The organism is Nocardia amamiensis NBRC 102102 (assembly GCF_001612745.1).
Classification (GTDB): domain Bacteria; phylum Actinomycetota; class Actinomycetes; order Mycobacteriales; family Mycobacteriaceae; genus Nocardia; species Nocardia amamiensis.
Window position 1 is genome coordinate 22894 of sequence record NZ_BDBA01000001.1, and the last position, 19520, is coordinate 42413.

General features: G+C 65.9%; 17 protein-coding genes and 1 pseudogene. 8 read left to right on the forward strand and 10 right to left on the reverse strand.

What is annotated here, in order from left to right:
• Window positions 1–39 precede the first annotated feature (39 nt).
• Window positions 40–1404, reverse strand: a complete 1365-nt coding sequence (gene mgtE, locus NA4_RS00065) for a magnesium transporter (RefSeq protein WP_067461845.1) — start codon at window positions 1402–1404, stop codon at window positions 40–42.
• Window positions 1405–2075: 671 nt separating this feature from the next.
• Between mgtE and NA4_RS00070 the strand changes: the two genes are divergently transcribed.
• The 4 genes from NA4_RS00070 (at window position 2076) to NA4_RS00085 (ending at window position 6010) form a co-directional block, all read left to right on the forward strand.
• Window positions 2076–3158 carry an ABC transporter substrate-binding protein gene (locus tag NA4_RS00070; RefSeq protein ID WP_067461847.1) on the forward strand — a complete coding sequence of 361 codons (1083 nt, stop codon included), beginning with the start codon at window positions 2076–2078 and terminating at the stop codon, window positions 3156–3158.
• Window positions 3155–4015, forward strand: a complete 861-nt coding sequence (locus tag NA4_RS00075) for an ABC transporter ATP-binding protein (RefSeq protein WP_067461850.1) — start codon at window positions 3155–3157, stop codon at window positions 4013–4015. Before NA4_RS00070 ends, NA4_RS00075 begins: the two co-directional genes overlap by 4 nt.
• On the forward strand, window positions 4008–4898 hold the full coding sequence (locus tag NA4_RS00080; protein WP_067461853.1) for an ABC transporter permease: 891 nt from the start codon (window positions 4008–4010) through the stop codon (window positions 4896–4898). The genes NA4_RS00075 and NA4_RS00080 overlap by 8 nt, the downstream gene beginning before the upstream one ends.
• A 167-nt stretch (window positions 4899–5065) precedes the next feature.
• Window positions 5066–6010: a TauD/TfdA dioxygenase family protein gene (locus NA4_RS00085; RefSeq protein WP_067461856.1), complete on the forward strand. Its 945-nt coding sequence runs from the start codon at window positions 5066–5068 to the stop codon at window positions 6008–6010.
• Window positions 6011–6071: 61 nt separating this feature from the next.
• Here NA4_RS00085 and NA4_RS00090 read toward each other — a convergent pair whose 3' ends face one another.
• On the reverse strand, window positions 6072–6605 hold the full coding sequence (locus tag NA4_RS00090) for a hypothetical protein (RefSeq protein ID WP_067461857.1): 534 nt from the start codon (window positions 6603–6605) through the stop codon (window positions 6072–6074).
• An 88-nt stretch (window positions 6606–6693) separates the two neighbouring features.
• Between NA4_RS00090 and NA4_RS00095 the strand changes: the two genes are divergently transcribed.
• The 3 genes and pseudogenes from NA4_RS00095 to NA4_RS42365 form a co-directional block, all read left to right on the forward strand.
• A complete protein-coding gene (locus NA4_RS00095; RefSeq protein ID WP_084496615.1) occupies window positions 6694–7074 on the forward strand; it encodes a type II toxin-antitoxin system VapC family toxin in 381 nt (126 codons plus the stop codon).
• A gap of 135 nt (window positions 7075–7209) precedes the next feature.
• On the forward strand, window positions 7210–8568 hold the full coding sequence (locus NA4_RS00100; protein ID WP_067461859.1) for a cytochrome P450: 1359 nt from the start codon (window positions 7210–7212) through the stop codon (window positions 8566–8568).
• Between the two features lie 24 nt (window positions 8569–8592).
• Window positions 8593–8871: pseudogene (locus tag NA4_RS42365) on the forward strand (LLM class F420-dependent oxidoreductase); the annotation flags it as partial.
• Here NA4_RS42365 and NA4_RS39985 read toward each other — a convergent pair.
• The 5 genes from NA4_RS39985 to NA4_RS00130 form a co-directional block, all read right to left on the reverse strand.
• Window positions 8760–9839 (reverse strand): hypothetical protein, encoded by a 1080-nt coding sequence (locus NA4_RS39985; RefSeq protein WP_067461869.1) that lies wholly within the window; start codon window positions 9837–9839, stop codon window positions 8760–8762. The pseudogene NA4_RS42365 and the gene NA4_RS39985 sit on opposite strands and share 112 nt — an antisense overlap.
• A gap of 184 nt (window positions 9840–10023) precedes the next feature.
• On the reverse strand, window positions 10024–11646 hold the full coding sequence (locus NA4_RS00110; protein WP_067461964.1) for a serine/threonine-protein kinase: 1623 nt from the start codon (window positions 11644–11646) through the stop codon (window positions 10024–10026).
• Window positions 11643–13298, reverse strand: a complete 1656-nt coding sequence (locus NA4_RS43550) for a DUF6777 domain-containing protein (RefSeq protein ID WP_373862745.1) — start codon at window positions 13296–13298, stop codon at window positions 11643–11645. The genes NA4_RS00110 and NA4_RS43550 overlap by 4 nt, the downstream gene beginning before the upstream one ends.
• A 223-nt stretch (window positions 13299–13521) precedes the next feature.
• On the reverse strand, window positions 13522–14154 hold the full coding sequence (locus tag NA4_RS00125) for a DUF1579 family protein (protein WP_067461873.1): 633 nt from the start codon (window positions 14152–14154) through the stop codon (window positions 13522–13524).
• A 38-nt stretch (window positions 14155–14192) separates the two neighbouring features.
• Window positions 14193–15095, reverse strand: a complete 903-nt coding sequence (locus NA4_RS00130; protein WP_067461875.1) for an alpha/beta hydrolase — start codon at window positions 15093–15095, stop codon at window positions 14193–14195.
• A 60-nt stretch (window positions 15096–15155) separates the two neighbouring features.
• Between NA4_RS00130 and NA4_RS00135 the strand changes: the two genes are divergently transcribed.
• The gene (locus tag NA4_RS00135) at window positions 15156–16040 is read left to right on the forward strand and encodes a LysR family transcriptional regulator (RefSeq protein ID WP_067461878.1); all 885 of its coding nucleotides are present in this window, start codon (window positions 15156–15158) and stop codon (window positions 16038–16040) included.
• Window positions 16041–16238: 198 nt separating this feature from the next.
• Here NA4_RS00135 and nrdE read toward each other — a convergent pair whose 3' ends face one another.
• The 3 genes from nrdE to NA4_RS00150 form a co-directional block, all read right to left on the reverse strand.
• Window positions 16239–18320 (reverse strand): class 1b ribonucleoside-diphosphate reductase subunit alpha, encoded by a 2082-nt coding sequence (gene nrdE, locus NA4_RS00140; protein WP_245671010.1) that lies wholly within the window; start codon window positions 18318–18320, stop codon window positions 16239–16241.
• Window positions 18321–18382: 62 nt separating this feature from the next.
• Window positions 18383–18844, reverse strand: a complete 462-nt coding sequence (gene nrdI / locus NA4_RS00145; RefSeq protein ID WP_067461885.1) for a class Ib ribonucleoside-diphosphate reductase assembly flavoprotein NrdI — start codon at window positions 18842–18844, stop codon at window positions 18383–18385.
• 69 nt (window positions 18845–18913) lie between these two features.
• Window positions 18914–19147 (reverse strand): redoxin NrdH, encoded by a 234-nt coding sequence (locus NA4_RS00150; protein ID WP_039799742.1) that lies wholly within the window; start codon window positions 19145–19147, stop codon window positions 18914–18916.
• Between the last annotated feature and the right edge of the window lie 373 nt (window positions 19148–19520).

The window sequence follows — 19520 nt, forward strand, 5'->3', positions numbered from 1 at the left end:
CCGGCGCGGAATCAGTTCCCGCACCGGGCATTCGAGTCCTCAGATGCCGAGAACTATTTTGGCCGTGGTGAAGTAGATGATCAGGCCGGTGGCGTCGACCAGGGTGGTGACCATCGGGGCCGAGACGACCGCGGGATCGATGCGCAGCTTCTTCGCCAGCAGGGGCATGGTGCCGCCGATGGTGGCGGCCCAGCCGCAGATCAGCACCAGGGTGATGCCGACGACCAGGGCGATGCGGGGGCCGACGAACACGGCGCCGATGCCAAGGCCCACGGAGGCCAGCAGGGCACCCAGCACCAGGCCGACCCGGCATTCCCGCCAGATCACCCGGAACAGGTCCGACACCCTGACCTCGCCGACCGCGAGCGCGCGCACGCAGGCGGTGGCGGCCTGCGCACCCGCGTTACCGCCCGCGCCGATCAGCAGCGGGATGAACAGCGCCAGGTGCGCGGCCTGCTGCAAGGTGCCCTCGAAGAAGTCGGTCACGCTCACCGTGAGGGTCGCCGCGAGCAGCAACAGCAGCAGCCACAGCGCGCGATAGCGGGCCAGCTGGAACACCCCGGCGGCCATGTAGTGGCCTTCCCACGGCGCGGAACCCGCCTGACGTGCGACGTCCTCGCTGTCGGCTGCCTCGATCACCTCGACCGCGTCATCGATGGTGAGCAGCCCGACCAGCCGGTCCTCGCTGTCCACCACCGGCAGGTTGAGGTCGTTGGTCTCGCGCATCAACCGGGCGGCCTTCTCCGCGGAGTCGGTCGCGCGCGCGAAGGCGGGCTCGGTGACGACCAGCTCCGACACCATCGTCCCCGGCTCGCTGAGCACCAGTTCCCGCAGTTCGACGATGCCGGTCAGGCGCCTGCCCGCGTCGACGACGGGCAGCGTGTACACCGTCTCGGCGTTTCCGCCCTTGGCCCGCACCGTGCCCAGCGCCTCGGCCACGGTCAGCTCACGCGGCAGCGCCACCACCTCGGGCGTCATGTACTGCCCCGCGGAACCCTCCGGGTAGCCGAGCAGGCTCGCGGTCATCCGCCGTTCGCGCGGGCTCAGCCCGGCCAGCACCTTCTTGGCGACCTTGGCGGGCGCTTCGCGCAGCATGCGGGCCCGGTCGTCGGGCGCCATGCCCTCGACCAGTTCGCGGAAACTCTGATCGCGCAGACCCTGCAGGATCTGCTGCTGATCCACCGGCTCGAGCTCTTCGAAGACGGCCAGCGCCAGATCTTTGTCGAGCAGGCGGAACGCCATCCCGGCGCGCACCGCGTCCATGCGGGCGAGCTGATCGGCGATGACGTGCGGCGGGTGGTTGCCGAGCCAGTCCAGCGCGGCGTCCACACGGTGGGCTTCGACGATGTCCTGCAGGGACTCGGACAGCGTCGGGCGTACTTCGATGATGTCGGTCTGCGACATGGGAGGACCTCAGCACATGCGTGAGTGAACAAGGAGTGCGAAATTCACACCGCGGGCGCCTGCCCCGCCGTCGCAGATCAATCAGGCATGCGAAGGGGCGGCGCCGCGCGGCCTTCGACTGGGAGGTTCGCTGCGCATCGCAACCCCACCTCCTACTCGTCGTTGCCGCGGATCCGGGTATCCGCCACCATTCCGATCAACATCCCATGGACGTCGAAAACGTCCGCGTGCAGCTTACCTCGCTTCGGGGAGAATGATCACCTCATAGTGAGCGCGGTAACCGAACCGGTTTTGCGCACCACCGTGAAACGGTGACTCATCGACGCCGGGATAGCAAGGTTTGACGCACCCGGCGTCGAACTGTTCCCCCCAGGCCGGAGAACAGGGACAGTGTGTACCAAGCAGGCTCGGACATCGCAGACCACGGGCCGTCACCCAGCACCGCTCACGGAAGTCTCGAAGTGTCGACAGCCACCGCACTGATCCGCCGTCGCGCGATCGACTTTATGCGCAATCCGCACGGAATCTGTCGCCGCTGACGCAGGGTCTCCCCTGAATCCCCGCGCGTCCACCGCCGCCCCCACACGCCGCCGTTTCCCGACAGTGGCGTGGCCGCCGCATGCCGAGCACTCCAGCTGCACGGCGCCTTCTCGTCTTCGAAAGAACGAACAATGCCCCATCCCTCACCCACCTGGCGCGTCACTCGCGCGCGCTCCGCCGCCGTCGCTGTGCTCACCGGCCTGTCGGTGCTCACCGGTTGCGGCGAATCCGCGCCCGCCAAGACCGCCGACGGCAAGTACGTGCTCCGCTATCAAGGCGCCACGGGCCAGGTCGGCGCCTATGAGCTGGCCCAAGACCTGGGCTACTTCGAGAAGATCACGCTGCACTGGGAAGGCGACACCACCAGCGGTCCCGCCAATATCCAGGCCGCCGCGACGAATCAGGTCGAATTCGGCAGCGCGTTCAACGGCGCGGTGGTGAAACTGATCGCGGGCGGGGCGAAGGTCACCTCGGTGCTCAGTTCCTATGGCGCGGACGAACAGTCGTTCACCGGCTACTACGTGCGTGAGGACGCCGGCATCACGTCGGCGCGCGATCTCATCGGCAAGAAGGTCGCGGTGAACACCCTTGGCGCCCATCATGAATTCATCACCAGGGAGTGGCTGCATCAGCAGGGTCTTTCCGAGCAGGAGCTCGAGCAGGTGCAGCTGACCGTCGTGCCTCCGGCCAACACCGAGGACGCGGTACGCAAGGGCCAGGTCGAGGTCGGCGCCCTCGGCGGCGTCTTCCGCGACACCGCGCTCGGACGCGGCGGCATTCGCCCGCTGTACACCGACAAGGCCATCTTCGGCACGGCCGGCTACGGCACCTACGTCTTCCGCGACGACTACATCGCCAAGAATCCCGAGGCGGTACAGGACTTCGTTCAGGGCACCGCACGCGCGATCCGCTGGCTCCAGGTGACGCCCCGCGAGCAGGTGCAGGCGAAATTCACCGAGATCATCGCCGAGCGCGGCCGCAACGAGAACGCCGGCTTGGTGCCGTACTGGCTGAGTTCGGGAATCCCGGCGCCGGGCGCCGTGGTCGCGGAGAAGGAAATCCAGATCTGGATCGACTGGCTGGTGCGCAACGGCGAGCTGCCGAACGGCAAGCTGAAGGCCACGGATCTGTTCACCAACATGTTCAACCCGTACGCGAACGGCACCTACCGGCCGGAGAGCGGCCCGACCGGCGAGGCGGTGGCGGCGAAATGACCACGACCGCGACGAAACTGTCGCTCACCGGCGTGCACAAGGAATTCGCGGTGCGCGGCTCGCAGGAACGGTTCACCGCTGTCAAGGACATCTCGCTCGAATTGCGCGAGGGCGAGTTCCTGGTCCTGGTCGGGCCGAGCGGATCGGGCAAGTCGACCCTGCTCGACCTGCTCGGCGGGCTGAGCAAGCCGACCTCCGGCGAGATCCTGCTGGACGGCAAGCCGATCACCGGGCCGGGCTTGGACCGCGGCATCGTCTTCCAGCAGTACGCACTACTGCCGTGGCGGACAGCGCGCGCCAATATCGAGTTCGGCTTGGAGGCCAAGGGTCTGCGCCGCACAGCGCGCCGGGAGCTGGCCGAGCACTATCTCGAGCTCGTCGGGCTCTCCGGTTTCGGCGACCGCTACCCGCATGAACTGTCCGGCGGCATGAAGCAGCGCGTCGCCATTGCGCGCAGTCTCGCGTTCGACCCGGAGGTGCTGCTGATGGACGAGCCGTTCGCCGCGCTCGACGCGCAGACCCGAGAATCCTTGCAGGACGAGCTGTTACGCATCTGGCGGGCTACCGGCAAGACCGTCCTGTTCATCACCCACGGCATCGACGAGGCGGTCTACCTCGGCCAGCGGGTGGCGGTGCTGACCTCACGGCCGGGCCGGATCAAGGCCGTCGTCGACGTCGAGATCGATCGCAACGCGGGCGGCGACATCCGCTCCTCCGAACGCTTCCGGGACTACCGCCACGAGATCTGGACGCTGCTGCAGAGCGAGGTCCAGCGGGCGGCGAGCTTGGAACGCGAGTCGCTGTCCGACCACCCTGCCCCTGCCGAATCCACCACCGAGAGGGCGGCCCATGTCTAGTGCGATTCAGCTCACCGAGCGCCCGATTCAGCAGAGCGCGGCCGAGCCGCCGCGGCCCGTCTCGGTGCGCCGTGCGTCGAGCGCGGCCCCGCTGGTCGCGAATGTGGTCCGCGTGGCCGGCCGGTTCGCCTGGCGGCTGTTCAAACCGACGTTCGTGATCGCGCTGTTCCTGCTGGTGTGGCAGTTCGCCCCCACCGTCGGGCTGGTGGACGAGGTGTTCCTGCCACCCTTCTCGGTGGTCGCCCAGGCGTTTACCGACCTGGTGGCGAGCGGGGAGATGTGGACGCACATCTCCGCGAGCCTGAACCGTTCGCTGGTCGGATATTCGATCGCGTTGGCCGTCGGCATTCCGGTGGGCGTTTCGATCGCCTGGTACAAACCTGTGGCGGACTTCCTCAACCCGATCCTGGAGCTGTTCCGCAACACCGCTGCGCTGGCGTTGCTTCCGGTCTTCCTGCTGATCCTCGGCATCGGCGAAACCTCGAAAGTCGCCATCGTCGTGTACGCGAGCTTCTTCCCGATCCTGCTGAACACGATCACGGGCGTGCGTACCGTCGACCCGCTGCTCATCAAATCGGCCGCATCGCTGGGCTTCTCGCCGCTGCGGCTGTTCCAGAAGGTGATCCTGCCCGCGGCGTTGCCGTCCATCTTCACCGGTCTGCGGATGGCGGCGGCCAGCTCGATCCTGGTGCTGCTGGCCGCCGAAATGTTCGGAGCGAGAGCCGGACTCGGCTATCTGATCACCGCAGCGCAGCAGAATTTCGCGATCCCGAACATGTACGCCGGAATCCTCGCCATCTCGCTGCTCGGTCTCGGGTTCAACGGGCTGCTGGTCACACTCGAACGCCGCCTGTCACGGTGGCGCGTCCCGGCCAACGCGTGACCATGTCCGCTCGATATCCGCTCACCGGGAGTCGGATCGGCATGACGCTGACGAAACGCCGCGTCATCGATTTCATGCGCGTCTGCCGCAGCGCTTGTCGTCCTGGCAACCCCCTGCTCCTCCGCTCCAGCACCGGCCTGATCTCTATCTCGAAGTGAGTTAACGAAATGACCGCCGTACAAGAAACCTCCACCTCCGCCGCGACCGACACGGTGCACATCGCACCGGTCGCCGGTTACATCGGCGCCGACATCTCCGGCGTCGATCTGCGTCAGCCGCTGACCGACCAGCAGGTCGCGGCGATCACCGACGCGCTGCACACCTACAAGGTGCTGTTCTTCCGCGATCAGCACATCGATCACGCCCAGCAGATCGCCTTCTCCCGCCGGTTCGGCGTCGTCACCCCGTCGCACCCTTATGACGATGACGCACCGACCGAGTACCCGGAGATCCTCGCAGTCGACAGTCGCCTGTACGAAAAGCGTTTCGGGGTACGGAAGTTCAGCTACAACAATCACTGGCACACCGATGTCTCGGCGCTGATCAACCCGCCCGCGGCCTCGATCCTGCGCGCCGAGATCGCGCCGGAACGTGGCGGGGACACCGGCTGGACGAACCTTGTGGCCGCCTACGAGAACCTGCCGGCGTCGGTCAAGCGGTTCGCCGAAGGACTGCGTGCCGAGCACCGGTTCGGCGGCAACCGGCCCGCCTGGAACTCCGACAGCGACTACGCGAAGAAGGTCGCGGCCGCGCCGTTGGTCACCGAGCATCCGGTGGTCCGGGTGCACCCCGTGACCGGTGAGCGGGCGCTGTTCGTCAATCCGGGCTTCACCACACGTATCGTCGGGCTGTCCCCCAGCCAGAGCGACGCGGTGCTGAAGCTGCTGTTCGACGAGGTGACCAACCCGGCGTACACGGTCCGGTTCCGCTGGGAGAAGGGCAGTCTCGCGTTCTGGGACAACCGCGCGACCGCGCACCTCGCCCCGAGCGACCTGAACCACCTCGACGTCACCCGGGTCTTGTACCGCACGACACTCGAGGGTGACATCCCGGTGGGCGTGGATGGTGCGCCGTCGAAGTCCATCGCCGGGGAGAAGTTCACCGGCGCGTAGGGAGCGGACAGGCGAGACCGGCCGAGCATCCTCGGGGCGCTCGGCCGGTCTATGTCAGCCGTCACTCCTGACGTTCTCCCTGCGCACCGGGCTCGATGGTCGCCTCCACCGCGATCTCGACCTCCTCCCAAGTGGGTACATGACGCACCCAGCCGGGAATCGGATCGGACTGCACCCCGAACAGGTACCGGTGCGGCACCAGATCGCGCAGCGCGCGGTGCACGTCGAGGCGGTCGTCGATCATGTGGGTGATGCCGAGTTCGGCGCAGTGCACCGCCTTGTCCGCCCGCGCGCGGCAGAAGCGCACGTTGTCGCGCGCGATCCCGGTCCGGTCGTAGAAGTCGTGGTGGTCGAACCACTGGCGGGTACGCTGCTCGACCCGAGGACCGCATTTCGAGATCACCCAGGCCCGGCCTCCGAAACGCCGGACCAGACGGGGCAGGACCTCGAACGCGCCCGGACTGGGCGGCGTGCGCAGTGCTTCGGCGAGGCCGCCGGACAGGAATACGGTGTCCTCGTCACCGGCCGCCAAGGCGGCTCCCTGGATGACTCGGCCGAAGTCGACGCCGAGTCGAGGTTGTCTTTCTTCGTTCATACGACGTCCAGCGTGACCGATCCGGGCCTCCCGACGCCAGCGAATTCCGCAGGACGGCCATCATCCGCGCGCCGGGCTGCCCGAAGCGATGGCAATCAGCGCGATCACCCTGGCGGAACTGTCGGCCGGACCGCATGAGGTGCGACGCAACGACGAACAAGACTCCTATGACGAGCACGTCGAGCGCGCCCGCCGCCTGGATGTGCTCCAGCGGGCCGAGAACGAGTTCGACCCGATCCCCTTCGGCGCGGAAGCCGCGCGAATCTACGGCAGGGTCTGCGCCGGCGTCATCAGCGTCGGACGTAAACCGCGCCGCCGAGTCGCCAATCTGATGATCGCCGCGGTGGCCATCGCCGAACAGTTGCCACTGTTCACGACGAACCCGGATGATTTCCGAGGACTGGACGAACTACTGACTGTGGTCGCCGTAACACGTCCTGAGGTGCCGACTGATCGCATACGCCGCTGAGCGTTGACCACTGACATGTGCCAGCCGGTCTCGCGGCACAGCTCGTGATCAACCGAATCCTGCTGCGGCAGTTGGCGTTCAACCATTTCGCCAAAGTTCGGCGGACATCCGGCCGGTCGGTTTTACTTGTCGCTTATGACTTCCACTTCCACCACCGTCACCGGGCTACCCCCGATGGCCGCAGGCCGCCTCCGCAACACCAAGCGCTTCGTGGCCGACCCGATTACCTTCCTCTCCGACTCTATGGCTCAGCACGGCAACGTATTTCAGTTCCAGCTGATTACCGGGAACATGGTCGGGATCACCCATCCCCACCACATCAAGTACATCTTGCAGGAACGCATGGCCAACTTCACCCGCGAGACCCAGATGTACGACATCATCGAACCGTTCGTTGGCCGCGGGCTGGCGACCATCGCCGACCACAACCGGTGGCGACGCAACCGACGCCTCGTCCAACCTGCCTTCCACCACAAGAAGATCAATGCGCTCAGCGAGATCATGGTGGCCGAGATCGACTCCCTGTGTGACGAATGGGCCGAACATGCCCGCGCCGGACGCACGATCAACATCGGCGAGCAGATGAGCCACCTCACATTGCGGATCGTGGTGCGGGCGCTGTTCGGATTGGATCCGCACGGCCCGGAGGTCACCGGCTTCTCACACGCGACGCAGAAGGTGAATGCCGAATTGGGGAAGTTCGTGCGAATGCCCCTGGTCCCTTTGAAGTTTCCGACGCCGAGCCACCGGCGCTTCTGGCGGGCTATCGCCGAGATGGATGCCATCGTCTACACGGTGATCGACAAGCTGCGCGACGCTGACAGCGGCGGCCTGCTCTCTATGCTCATGCGCGCCACGGACGAAGATACCAACGAGAGCCTCACCGACAGCGAGCTGCGCGACGAGGTCGTCACCATGCTCTTCGCCGGTCACGAGACCAGTTCCTCGGCCCTGACGTCGGCCATGCTGCTGTTGCAATTGCATCCAGAGGTGCGTCAGCGGCTGCGCGATGACGTTGACGCCGCCTTGCCCGGCGGGCACGCCACCATGACCGACCTGCCCGCACTGCCCTACAGCAAGCAGGTGCTGGAGGAGGTGTTGCGGCTCAAACCACCGGCATGGATGGGACAACGTCGCGCCGCCGAGGACGACGAGATCGGGGGCTACCACATCCCCGCAGGCACTCCGCTGATGTTCAGCTACTACCACGCACACCGGAACCCCGAGTGTTGGGACCAGCCCGACACCTTCGACCCGGACCGCTTCGCCGCCGACGCGGTCGCCACCCGTGACCGGAACGTGTATCTGCCCTTCGGTGCGGGCGGGCACCTCTGCATAGGCAACGCGTTCGCGATGATGGAGATGCAGCTCGCGCTCTCGACCATCATGAGACGGTTCGAGTTCACCATCGAGAACCCGGACCTCACCCCGACGTCCGCGCTGACCCTCAACACCAAGTTCCCAGTCATCGCGACGCTGACCGAACGGCGATAGCGCTGCGAACGCTGGCGTGATCGCAAATCCGAGATCCTGCGCACGCACTGCGCCGAGGTCGGCACCGACTTCGACGCGGTCGTGCGCTCCTCGAACTTCAACGTCGCGATCGGCGCGACCGAAGCCGCCTACGACACCTCCGGCATCGAACTCTTCGAACGGGAGGTGATACCTGCCCTGCGCAAACAGTGCTACCGCTCGATTGCCTGCAGCCGCACGATCGGCGGCGGTACGAGGAAGGCAATGCCGTTGGACTTGGCGGCGAAGTTCAGCCGTAACCCCGTCTTCGGAGTGCGAGCGTAGGGCACGCGGCGGACTACCACTGCCAACTGGTCCACACCCGCAACTGTCGAACACGGCAACGTGGAACGAAGTTCACCCGCCCACGTGTCTCCTTTGGCCACATACTGACCGTGGAATACGGGCGGCCCCACCAGTGTCGGTCGAACCGATCCACTCCACCACTCCTTGACGGACTCGATGGCATCTTCCCACCGCGACGGTGCAGCTGTGGACCGCGGGTCGACCGGACACAAGACGGCGCTGATCGGCCCCTCACGACTGGTCACCTCCACTGGGACGGCGACCGTACGGTTGGCTCGGCGCGCACCGGAGCGGTCATAGGCGACGTCGCCTATTCGCATGTCTATCCCCAGGCAGTGCGTCCACTTCCACCTCTCGGTGTCGACCACGAGTACCGCTGGCCATGCAGAAGTCGTGGTCGGATCCATGGGGAGAGCACGCCCTGCGACCTCGCCGTACGTCTGACACAGCAGCAGCACCTGCCGATATGCTCGGACGGCAGCCGCGCCCGCTCCGTCGAGAATCGATCGAGCGAGGGCGTCGCAGGCCCGGCGAAGTGTGCTCTGGACCTGCGGCAGCGATGGCACCCACAGCCAGCATCCGGCGACCGATACCTCTGCCTCGACCTGCCTGAGGAGATCACCCTGCCGTTCCGCGACGCTGCCGGCTCGGACGAACTCGCCGTGGGCAGCCCAGATGATGTGCCTCCGGTTGTCTTCGTTCCGCCACTGTGTCGGCAGGTCCTGCAGGAAGCGCCGACCTGCCAGCATGTGTTGCTCGTACTCACGGATCGGCATCATGTCGAGCTGATCGCTCTGCCGCGAAGCCGGGGTGAGCAGAGCACTGACGACCCCGGTGGCCACCCCGGCCCATTCCTCCGCGCCGGGGTCTTCACCGCTGACGAGTTTCTTGACAGCCGCAGTCGCCGCTAGGTTGATCAGCGCTATCGCCAATACGGTCAAGTCCATCTCAGCTCCCTCGTTGACAACCTTTTCGCCGCTCCAGTGCCGGTGGATGCGCCAGTGAGGGTTGGGGTGCCATCGGCTGGTCGGTATTCCGATAGCCGACAAGTCTGGTCCTGACGCACATGCTGGGCAGGGCACCCAAGGGCTGGAATCGCTCACTCCTAGGGTGAACCCTGGAGCCGGACGGTTATTTGAATGCGCCCTGCTGCTGCCACCAGGTGAACAATTGCGCGGCGCCGTCCGGGCTGTCGGCGAATGCCTCGCCGAGGGTAAGGGCGGGCTCCGCGCTCCAGACGATCTCCGGGACGGCAGGGCTTTCGATGGTGGCCATCCGGCAGGTCATCTGGCCGGTCGCCTGGGGCTGGCCATGCGACGCGTACGGGCCCGGCATGCTGCCATCCGGACACTTGACGACCTGACCGGAGGACTTGGCGGTATAGCCGCTGCGGAGTGCCGAGACGTCGGGGTACAGGGTGAACGAGGCGCGCGGGACGGACGCGGTTGCGGAGCAGAACAATCCGGCTGACTCGCCGGGTTGCGGCGGACTGGGCAGACAGTTGCTCTGGTCATATCCGGGTGGCAGCAGGCTCAGCAGTTGGCGCTCCGCGGATGTGAACCGGTTGGTCGCTGCGGTTTCGGTGGTCTGAGCAGTGTTCGCATCGGGCCGTTGCGAGAGCAACACCCCGAGGCCGACCGCGACCGCGAGCACCACGAGTCCCGCGGCGACCACGGGTATCCACACGCGCCGTTTCGGTCGGGCGGGCTGGGCTGGTCGGGGCGGGGTGGGCTGGGCTGGTAAGGGCGAGGCCGGTGAGGGTGGAACCTGAGGGGCGGGTCCAGGTGGCGGACCGAGCCACTCGGCAGGTGGCCGACTCGCTTTGGTCGGCAGCGGCTCCGGTTGCCACTGCGCCTTGTTGACGATCGTGGTGGCCAGTCTGCCGGCGAGGATTCTGGCGGCTGTGTGCTGGTCGGCGCTGTCGAGCGCGTCGTGGGCGGCGCGGGCCAGATCGCCCGCGCTGGGGTAGCGGTCGGCGGGGTCTTTCGCCATTCCGCGTGCGATGACGGAGTCGAACGCCACGGGGATTCCCGGGTTCACCGCGCTGGGTCGAGGGATCGGGTCGAACAAGTGGGCGGTGATCAGTAGCTCGAGGCTGTCAGCAGGATAGGGGCGAGTGGCGGTGAGGCATTCGTGGAGCACGCAGGCGAGCGCGTAGATGTCGACGCGGTGGGATATCTCCCCTTGCTGAAAGCGTTCGGGCGCCATGTAGGCGTAGGTTCCCACGGCCGTGCCCGTACTGGTCAGCACGGTACTGGTGGCCGAGTGGGCGATGCCGAAGTCGACCAGATAGGCGAAGTCGTCGTCGGTGACGAGGATGTTGGCGGGCTTGATGTCGCGGTGGATCAGTCCGTCGGCGTGTGCCGCATCCAATGCCGCGGCGACTTGGCCGATAATCGCGACGGCGCGTGCCGGGGCCATGGCACCGTGACTGGTGAGGAGACCGCGGAGATCCTTCCCCCGCACCAGCCGCATGTCGATGAAGAGCATTCCGTCGATCTCGCCGTAGTCGTGGATCGGGACGATGTGCGGTTCCTGCAGGCGCGCGGCGGCACGGGCCTCCCGGCGGAACCGTTCACGGTACTGCTTTTCGGCGGCCAGATGTTCGGGCAGGAGTTTGAGGGCCACCGTGCGATCCTTGGCGGTGTCGTACGCCTCGTAGACCTCCCCCATGCCGCCGTGGCCGAGCAGCGTTCTGAGCTGGTAGTGCCCGAAGTGGGCGCCTACCCGCGATCCTGGCGTGGGCTGGCTCATGCCATCGTCCACGGGATCTGGACGGTTGCGCCGCGCAGTTGTTCGGTTGGGACGCCTGCTGCGACCACAACAGACGGATCGTCTGACGCGATGTCGGTTCCGTCGATGAGCGTGCCCCGGGTCGGCGGTGGCTGTATCAGATACGTGGGCGCAGTTGTCTGACGCGTCGCGGGTGCCTGACGCTGGGGCGCGGGAGCCTGAGACGTGGGCGCAGGTGCCTGGGGCGCGGGCTGCTGCCGCTGTGTCGGCGCAGGTGCCTGGGGCGCGGTCTGCTGACGCTGGGGCGCGGGCGCCTGAGGCGCGGGCTGCTGATGCTGTGTCGGCGCAGGTGCCTGAGGGGCAGGCTGCTGACGCTGGGGCGCAGGAGCCTGAGGCGCGGTCTGCTGATGCTGGGGCGCAGGAGCCTGAGGGGCAGGCTGCTGACGCTGGGGCGGGGGCGCCTGAGGCGCGGGCTGTTGGTGCTGGGGCGCAGGAGCCTGAGGCGGAGGTGCAGGTGCCTGAGGCGGAGGTGCAGGTGCCTGAGGCGCAGGCTGCTGACGCTGGGGCGCAGGAGCCTGAGGCGCGGGCGCTCGAGGCGCAGGCGCGGGCGCCTGAGGCGCAGGAGCCTGAGGCGGAGGGGCAGGAGCGTCACGCGGGGGCGCAGGCGCATCACGCGGAGGGGCAGGCGCATCACGCGGGGGCGCAGGCGCATCACGCGGGGGCGCAGGCGCATCACGCGGGGGCGCAGGCGCATCACGCGGAGGCGCAGGCGCATCACGCCGAGGCGCGGGAGCCTCACGCGGCGGCCCGAAAGGTACCGGAGCTGGTGCAGGTGTGGGTCCGACCGGTGCTTGCGCTGGTGCCGGTGTCTCGGATGGGACGGCAGCATCCCTGTCCCCGGTGCTGTGGGCGGGGCGAGTGAATGTCTGTCCAGTGACGACATCGACGAGGACGAAAGTATTGATGACCACGTTCGGTTCCACGACTACCACCGCGCCTGGGTGGTATCCCTCCCACGGCTGGCCGATGTACACCGGAGCACGGGTCAGCGGAACCGGCGGGGTCAGTGGGTTGCCGCAGTAGCAGCGAGCGCGGGGAATGCCGTAGTCGTCGACGAGCACGGCGGTTCCGGCCTGCATCACGGCCTGGAAGGGAGTCGGGCGCTGACCGTCGAAGCCGTGATTGGTCACCCGGGTGTCCGCGCGGAGCAGGACCGGGGTCAACTCACGCAGATAAGCGGGCAGGTCGGACTCCGTCAGTGGACGTCCGCCACTCCAGTACAGCGTCGGATCGGCGTTGAGGGCCGCGACGAACGCGGCAGCCTCAGCGGGATGCGACATGAGGAAGGCGATCATCTGTTCGCGGTCGCAGCTGGCGTTGTCCAAAGTGCCGCCGTACAACCTCTCCCGGTCGCCCGGGTAAGGCTGCGAGACCAGGTCCGTGCCGTCGCCTTGTGGCGGGACCGTGGGAAACTTCGCATTCGTCGGCGGCAGCGAAGCAGTGGGCGGCGTGAAGGGATCCGGGCCCGGGTCGTCGATTCGAGCGAGCACCACCTCACCGCCACGCTCGTCGGACCCTGAAACGGTGAGATACAGTGCGGCCCCCGCGCCGCCGCCCAGTAACAGCAGCACCAACAGGGCCAATAGTGGCCAGTATCGTCGGACTACCACCACATAGCCTCCGGGCAATCACCCATTTCGGCTACTCCTACTCATCGTAGACCCGGCCGATCCGCCGATCCCTCCACCTGCCGCCAAGATCGCTTTTCAAGATCAACGGCACATGGCTGCGGCATTCGCGAGAAAGCCCCTCCGTCATGTGCCGCTGATCTTGAAGCCGCGCGGCGTTCTATCCGGCGCAGGAGGCGACGTTACGTGCGGACAGTCCGCAATGGCCCTATCTACGGCGGGTGAGTTCCACGCGGTCGGCGAGTTGTTCCGGAGCCCCTGGCGGTGAGAAGTAGATCTCCATGACCACGCGATCCTGCGATTCCACCTTGATCAACGTGCGCATCGGAATCGTCTTGCCGGTGAACTGCGGTCCGAGAATGCCGGGGTCGGTGAACTCGCCGGCCATGCTGATATCACCTCCACCGCCGGAGTTCTGGGCCCCTTTGTAGCTCATCGTCATGGGCGTGACGCTGTCGACGGTGGTCCATTCGTAGCGGTTGTCGGTCGGGGCGTAGCCGAGTAGGCCCAGCCGGTAGTACGGTGCACCACCGGGCGTTCCCTCCGCCTCCTCTTGGAGGAAGTTGTTGCCGGTCTTGCCGATCCAGTGCCAGCGCGACACGATCTCGCGACGGACCGGGCTGTCGGCCGTGCCTCCGGCGACGAAAGTCGACTTCGCGCCGGTCCATTCGCCGACGAGAACATTCAGCCGCTGGTGGCCCGCATCCTGCTGTTGGGGCCGCTCGGCGGTCGATTCGGCCGCTGCGGGCAGAGGCTGCGTCTGGTCCGAACAACCGGCGCCGAGAACCGTGAGCGCGGCCGAGGCGACAGCGGCCAGTGTTCGAGACAGTGTTCTGCGCAAGGAAAATCCTTCTGGGAGAGAGCGTCTGGGGAGACGCGTCAGCCAAGGGTGCTGCGGAAATGTCGCACGACGTGTTCCACGGCCTGGCTTACGGTCGGTTCCCGGTCGTAGAAGTCGAACTGCGTGCCCTCGATCCAGATCAGCTCTTTCGGACCGGCCAGCTGGGCGTGGAAGGCCCGAGCGCCGTCCGGAATCGCGCCGTTCTCGCTGTGCACCAACAGCGTGGGAATCGTGATGTTGCGGGCGACCGGGATGGCGTTGTAGGTCAGCCACTCGTTCCAACCCTGCACCGCGAATCGGTTCGCCCATTCCGGCACCGCGCCGCGAGTGACGTCGACGTAGTAGGGGAAGTCTCCGGACATCGCGGCTGAGGGATCGGTGGTGCTCACCGCTGCGACGTAGTCGACCCCGCCGGTGTTCTCGTAGCGGGCGCGAGCCGCGAAACCTGCCGCCAGCCGCTGGGATACGCCTTCCTTCCCGCCGTACATCAGTGCGACCAACTCCGGATCGTGCAGCCAGGGCGCGACCATCGCCAAGGACCGGACCCGCTCGTCGCCCGCAGCATTCACCGCCGTATAACCACTGCTGGCGCACACGCCCAGCGCGCCGATGCGCTGTGCGTCGACATCGGAGCGTCCAGCTAGGAAAGTGACCGCGGCACGGATGTCGCGACTCTTGCGCGACGGAGATTCGAGGTCACGCGGCTCACCACCGGATTCGCCGTAGTGGGTGAAATCGAAATCCAATGCGGTGAAACCTTGTTCGGCCAGTCGCCGGGCATACACCTGCGGCATCTGCTCCTTCACGGTGAGCCACGACCCGGTGACCACCACGGCGGGCAGCCGGGTGTCCGCTGCGTCGGCCGGGCGGTAGAGCCGACCGACCAGAAGGACGCCGTCACTGTCGAAAGTGACCTTTTCGACCTGAACCTCAGAAACCATGGCACCACTGTGTGCAGTGACCGCTGGACCGTCCAATAACAGCTGTGATAACCAATGGTTATGGAGGCACATCTGCGGGACCTGCGATACTTCACGGTTCTCGCCGAGGAACTGAACTTCACCCGCGCCGCCGAGCGCCTGTTCATCACCCAGCCCGCGCTGAGCAAACAAATCCGCCAGCTCGAACAACAATTGCGGGTCACCTTGATCGTCCGGGACAAGCGCGGCATCGGCTTGACCGCGGCGGGCGAGGCCCTGCTGCCGCAGGCACGAGTACTGCTGGAGCAATGGCGCGAAGCACAACGCGTCGTCGCTGACGCTGCCGAGAACTCGGTGCTCACCGTCGGCATGTCCACCAGCGTCGGCCGGGGACTGCTGTGTGCCGCGCGCGAAGGCTTCGTGCGGAATCGCCCCGCCTGGCGCACCAGAATGCGTCAGGTCAACTGGGACGACCCCACCGCCGGACTCGGCTCCGGTGAGGTCGACGTCGCCTTCGTCTGGCTGCCGTTCCCCCAACACGACTCGTTCGACGTGCGTGTGCTGGTCCGGGAGCCGCGCTGGGTCGCGTTCTGCCACGACCACTGGCTGGCGGGACGCGACGGCGTCGACTTCACCGAACTACTCGACGAGCCGTTCATCGCGATGCCGGACAGCGCCGGTTCCCTACGCGACCACTGGCTCGCCGTCGCCGAGCGCGGCGGCCGTCCCGCCCGGATCGGGGCGACGGTACGGAACGCCGAGGAAACCTTCGCCGCGGTCGAGGAAGGCAGCGGCATCGTCCTGTTGTCCGAGGGAAACGCGAAGATCTACCGCCGCCCCGGAATCGGCGTCACGCCGGTCACGGGCATCGAGCCCGCGGTCATGGCGATCGCCTGGCGCAAAGATGATCACCGCGCCACCATCCGCGACTTCGTCGAGGCAGCCGCGAGCGCCGCAGGCACGTAGAAAGGTCTCACCTGCGACCACATCAGGCAATAACCGCAGGTATAAGGACGTTCTGTTGCTGTCGTTCGGTCAGGCGGCGCGGGTGATCGATCAGTGCGCCGTCGTCCGGAACTTCGTCCAGGCAGATCCGAACGCGGGGCGCTTTAAACCGAAATAGCCGGCGCGAGACGGGATCTCACGCCGACCGGTACCCTCCGTCTACAGCATGCAGGACACGCAACCCTCGACTTCGGTTCCCTCCAAAGCCATTTGGCGCAGGCGGATGTAGTAGAGGGTCTTGATGCCCTTGCGCCAGGCGTAGATCTGGGCGCGGTTGAGGTCGCGGGTGGTGGCGGAGTCCTTGAAGAACAGCGTCAGCGACAGGCCCTGGTCCACGTGCTGGGTGGCCGCGGCGTAGGTGTCGATGATCTTCTCGTAGCCGATGTCGTAGGCGTCCTCGTAGTACTCGAGGTTGTCGTTGGTCATGTAGGGCGCCGGGTAGTAGACGCGCCCGATCTTGCCTTCCTTGCGGATCTCGATCTTCGACGCCACCGGGTGAATGGAGCTGGTGGAGTGGTTGATGTAGGAGATCGAGCCGGTCGGCGGCACCGCTTGGAGATTCTGGTTGTAGATGCCGTGCTCCATGACCGAGGCCTTCAGCTCACGCCAGTCGTCCTGGGTCGGGATATGCACGCCCGCCTCGGCGAACAGTTGCCGCACGCGATCGGTCTTCGGCTCCCACACCTGATCGGTGTACTTGTCGAAGTACTCGCCGCTGGCGTACTTCGATTCCGGGAAGCCACCGAAGTAACTGCCGCGCTCGATCGCGATCTTGTTCGACGCCCGGATCGCGTGGTAGACGACGGTATAGAAGTAGATGTTGGTGAAGTCGACGCCCTCTTCGGACCCGTAGTGGACCCGCTCCCGCGCCAGGTAGCCGTGCAGATTCATCTGCCCGAGGCCGATGGCGTGCGAGTGGTTGTTGCCCTGCTCGATGGACGGCACCGAGTAGATGTGCGTCTGGTCCGACACCGCGGTCAGCGCCCGGATCGCCACCTCGACGGTTTGGGCGAAGTCGGGTGAGTCCATCGACTTGGCGATGTTCAGCGAGCCCAGATTGCAGGAGATGTCCTTGCCCACCTTCGCGTAGGACAGGTCGTCGTTGAACTCCGACGGCGTGGACACCTGCAGGATCTCCGAGCACAGGTTGGAGTGGGTGATCTTGCCCGCGATCGGGTTGGCCCGGTTCACCGTGTCCTCGAACATGATGTACGGGTAGCCGGACTCGAACTGCAGCTCGGCGATGGTCTGGAAGAACTCGCGCGCCTTGATCTTCGACTTGCGAATGCGCTTGTCGTCGACCATCTCGTAGTACTTCTCGGTGACGTCGATGTCGGCGAACGGCTTGCCGTAGATGCGTTCAACGTCATACGGCGAGAACAGGTACATGTCCTCGTTCTTCTTGGCCAGCTCGAACGTGATGTCCGGGATGACCACGCCCAGCGAGAGGGTCTTGATGCGGATCTTCTCGTCCGCGTTCTCCCGCTTGGTGTCCAGGAACCGGTAGATGTCGGGGTGGTGCGCGTGCAGGTAGACCGCGCCCGCGCCCTGACGCGCGCCGAGCTGGTTGGCGTAGGAGAACGAGTCCTCCAGCAGCTTCATGATCGGGATGACACCCGAGCTCTGGTTCTCGATCTTCTTGATCGGCGCGCCGTGCTCGCGAATGTTGCTCAGCAGCAACGCGACACCGCCGCCGCGCTTGGACAGTTGCAGCGCGGAGTTGATCGAGCGCCCGATGGACTCCATGTTGTCCTCGATGCGCAGCAGGAAGCACGACACCGGCTCGCCACGCTGCTTCTTGCCCGAGTTGAGGAACGTCGGCGTGGCCGGTTGGAAACGGCCGTCGATGATCTCGTCCACCAGCTTGCTCGCCAGCACCTCGTCACCGGCGGCGAGGGTGAGCGCGACCATGCAGACCCGGTCCTCGAACCGCTCCAGGTAGCGCTTGCCGTCGAAGGTCTTCAGCGTGTACGAGGTGTAGTACTTGAACGCGCCGAGGAAGGTGGGGAACCGGAACTTCTTGGCGTAGGCCCGCTTGAACAGCTTCTTGATGAACCCGCGGCTGTACTGGTCGAGAACCTCCGCCTCGTAGTAGTTCTCCTCGATCAGATAGTCGAGCTTCTCGTCCAGGTTGTGGAAGAAGACGGTGTTCTGATTGACGTGCTGTAGGAAGTACTGGTGGGCGGCCTCACGGTCCTTGTCGAACTGGATCCGGCCGTCCGGGCCGTACAGGTTCAGCATCGCGTTGAGGGCGTGGTAGTCCAAGACCTCGCCCGCTTCCGCGCCGCGGACCGGTGCTTGCTCTAAGCGAGCTGCTTTTCCGGTCGGTGCTGTCGTTGCTGTTGCCAAAACAATCCCAATCCCTCTCGGACGCGCTCGACGTCCTCAGCGGTTCCCATGAGTTCGAAGCGATACAGGTACGGCACCCCGCATTTGCGCGAGATCAGCTCGCCCGCATAGCAATAGGTCTCGCCGAAGTTCGTGTTGCCCGCCGCGATGACGCCGCGCAGCAGCGACCGGTTGTGCGGATCGTTCAGGAACTTGGCGACCTGCCGCGGCACGAAATCCTTCTCGGAACGGTTGCCCCCGAGCACGTGCCGACCGCCCCCGTAGGTGGGGACGATCAGCACGTACGGTTCGTCTACGCGCAGTGAGTCGGCGGTGTGCAGCGGGATGCGAGTCGCCGGGAGACCCAGCTTCTCGACGAAACGATGTGTGTTCTCCGAAGCGCTGGAGAAGTAGACCAGCGCCGTCGTCTCCGACATGGTCGCCTTCCTCTTCTCAGGAGTGCCAGGCACTCGGCCCCTCGGATGAACCGGAAGCGATGGACGCGATCAGGCCGCCACGGTCGCGAGCGACTTGATGCGGTCGGGCCGGAATCCCGACCAGTGATCGTCCCCTGCCACCACGACCGGCGCCTGCAAGTACCCGAGCGCCATGACGTAGTCACGCGCCTCGTCGTTCTCCGAGATATCGATGACCTCGTAGTCCACCCCGGCCTTGTCGAGGGCCTTGTAGGTGGCGTTGCACTGGACGCAAGCGGGCTTGGTGTACACGGTGACGGTCATTGATGTCCCTCTCTCCTTGTGCCTGATCCACAGCTTGTGATCCGTATGTGCACGATCCGACATACTGCGCAAACTCCTGGATCCGGACTCGAAGCCCTGGTCAACCACGGTTGGCCGTCTCGTGTCTCGCGCCCTCTTCCAGTACCGAAGACACTACACCTAGTGGCCGACAGATTCATCCAACACGACATGTAGCGAGTCACATCGATGAAATTCCACGCGGAGAAGTACCAGGATGCTCGATTCCCCCTCCGCAAAAAGAGTGACTCAGATCACCCTTAGAGGCTTCAGCTAATCAACAGCAAACATCAGGCAAAAGCCGAGGGCCGTCGCTACCGCGGTAACGACGGCCCTCGGCGGAGACCGGGAGTGG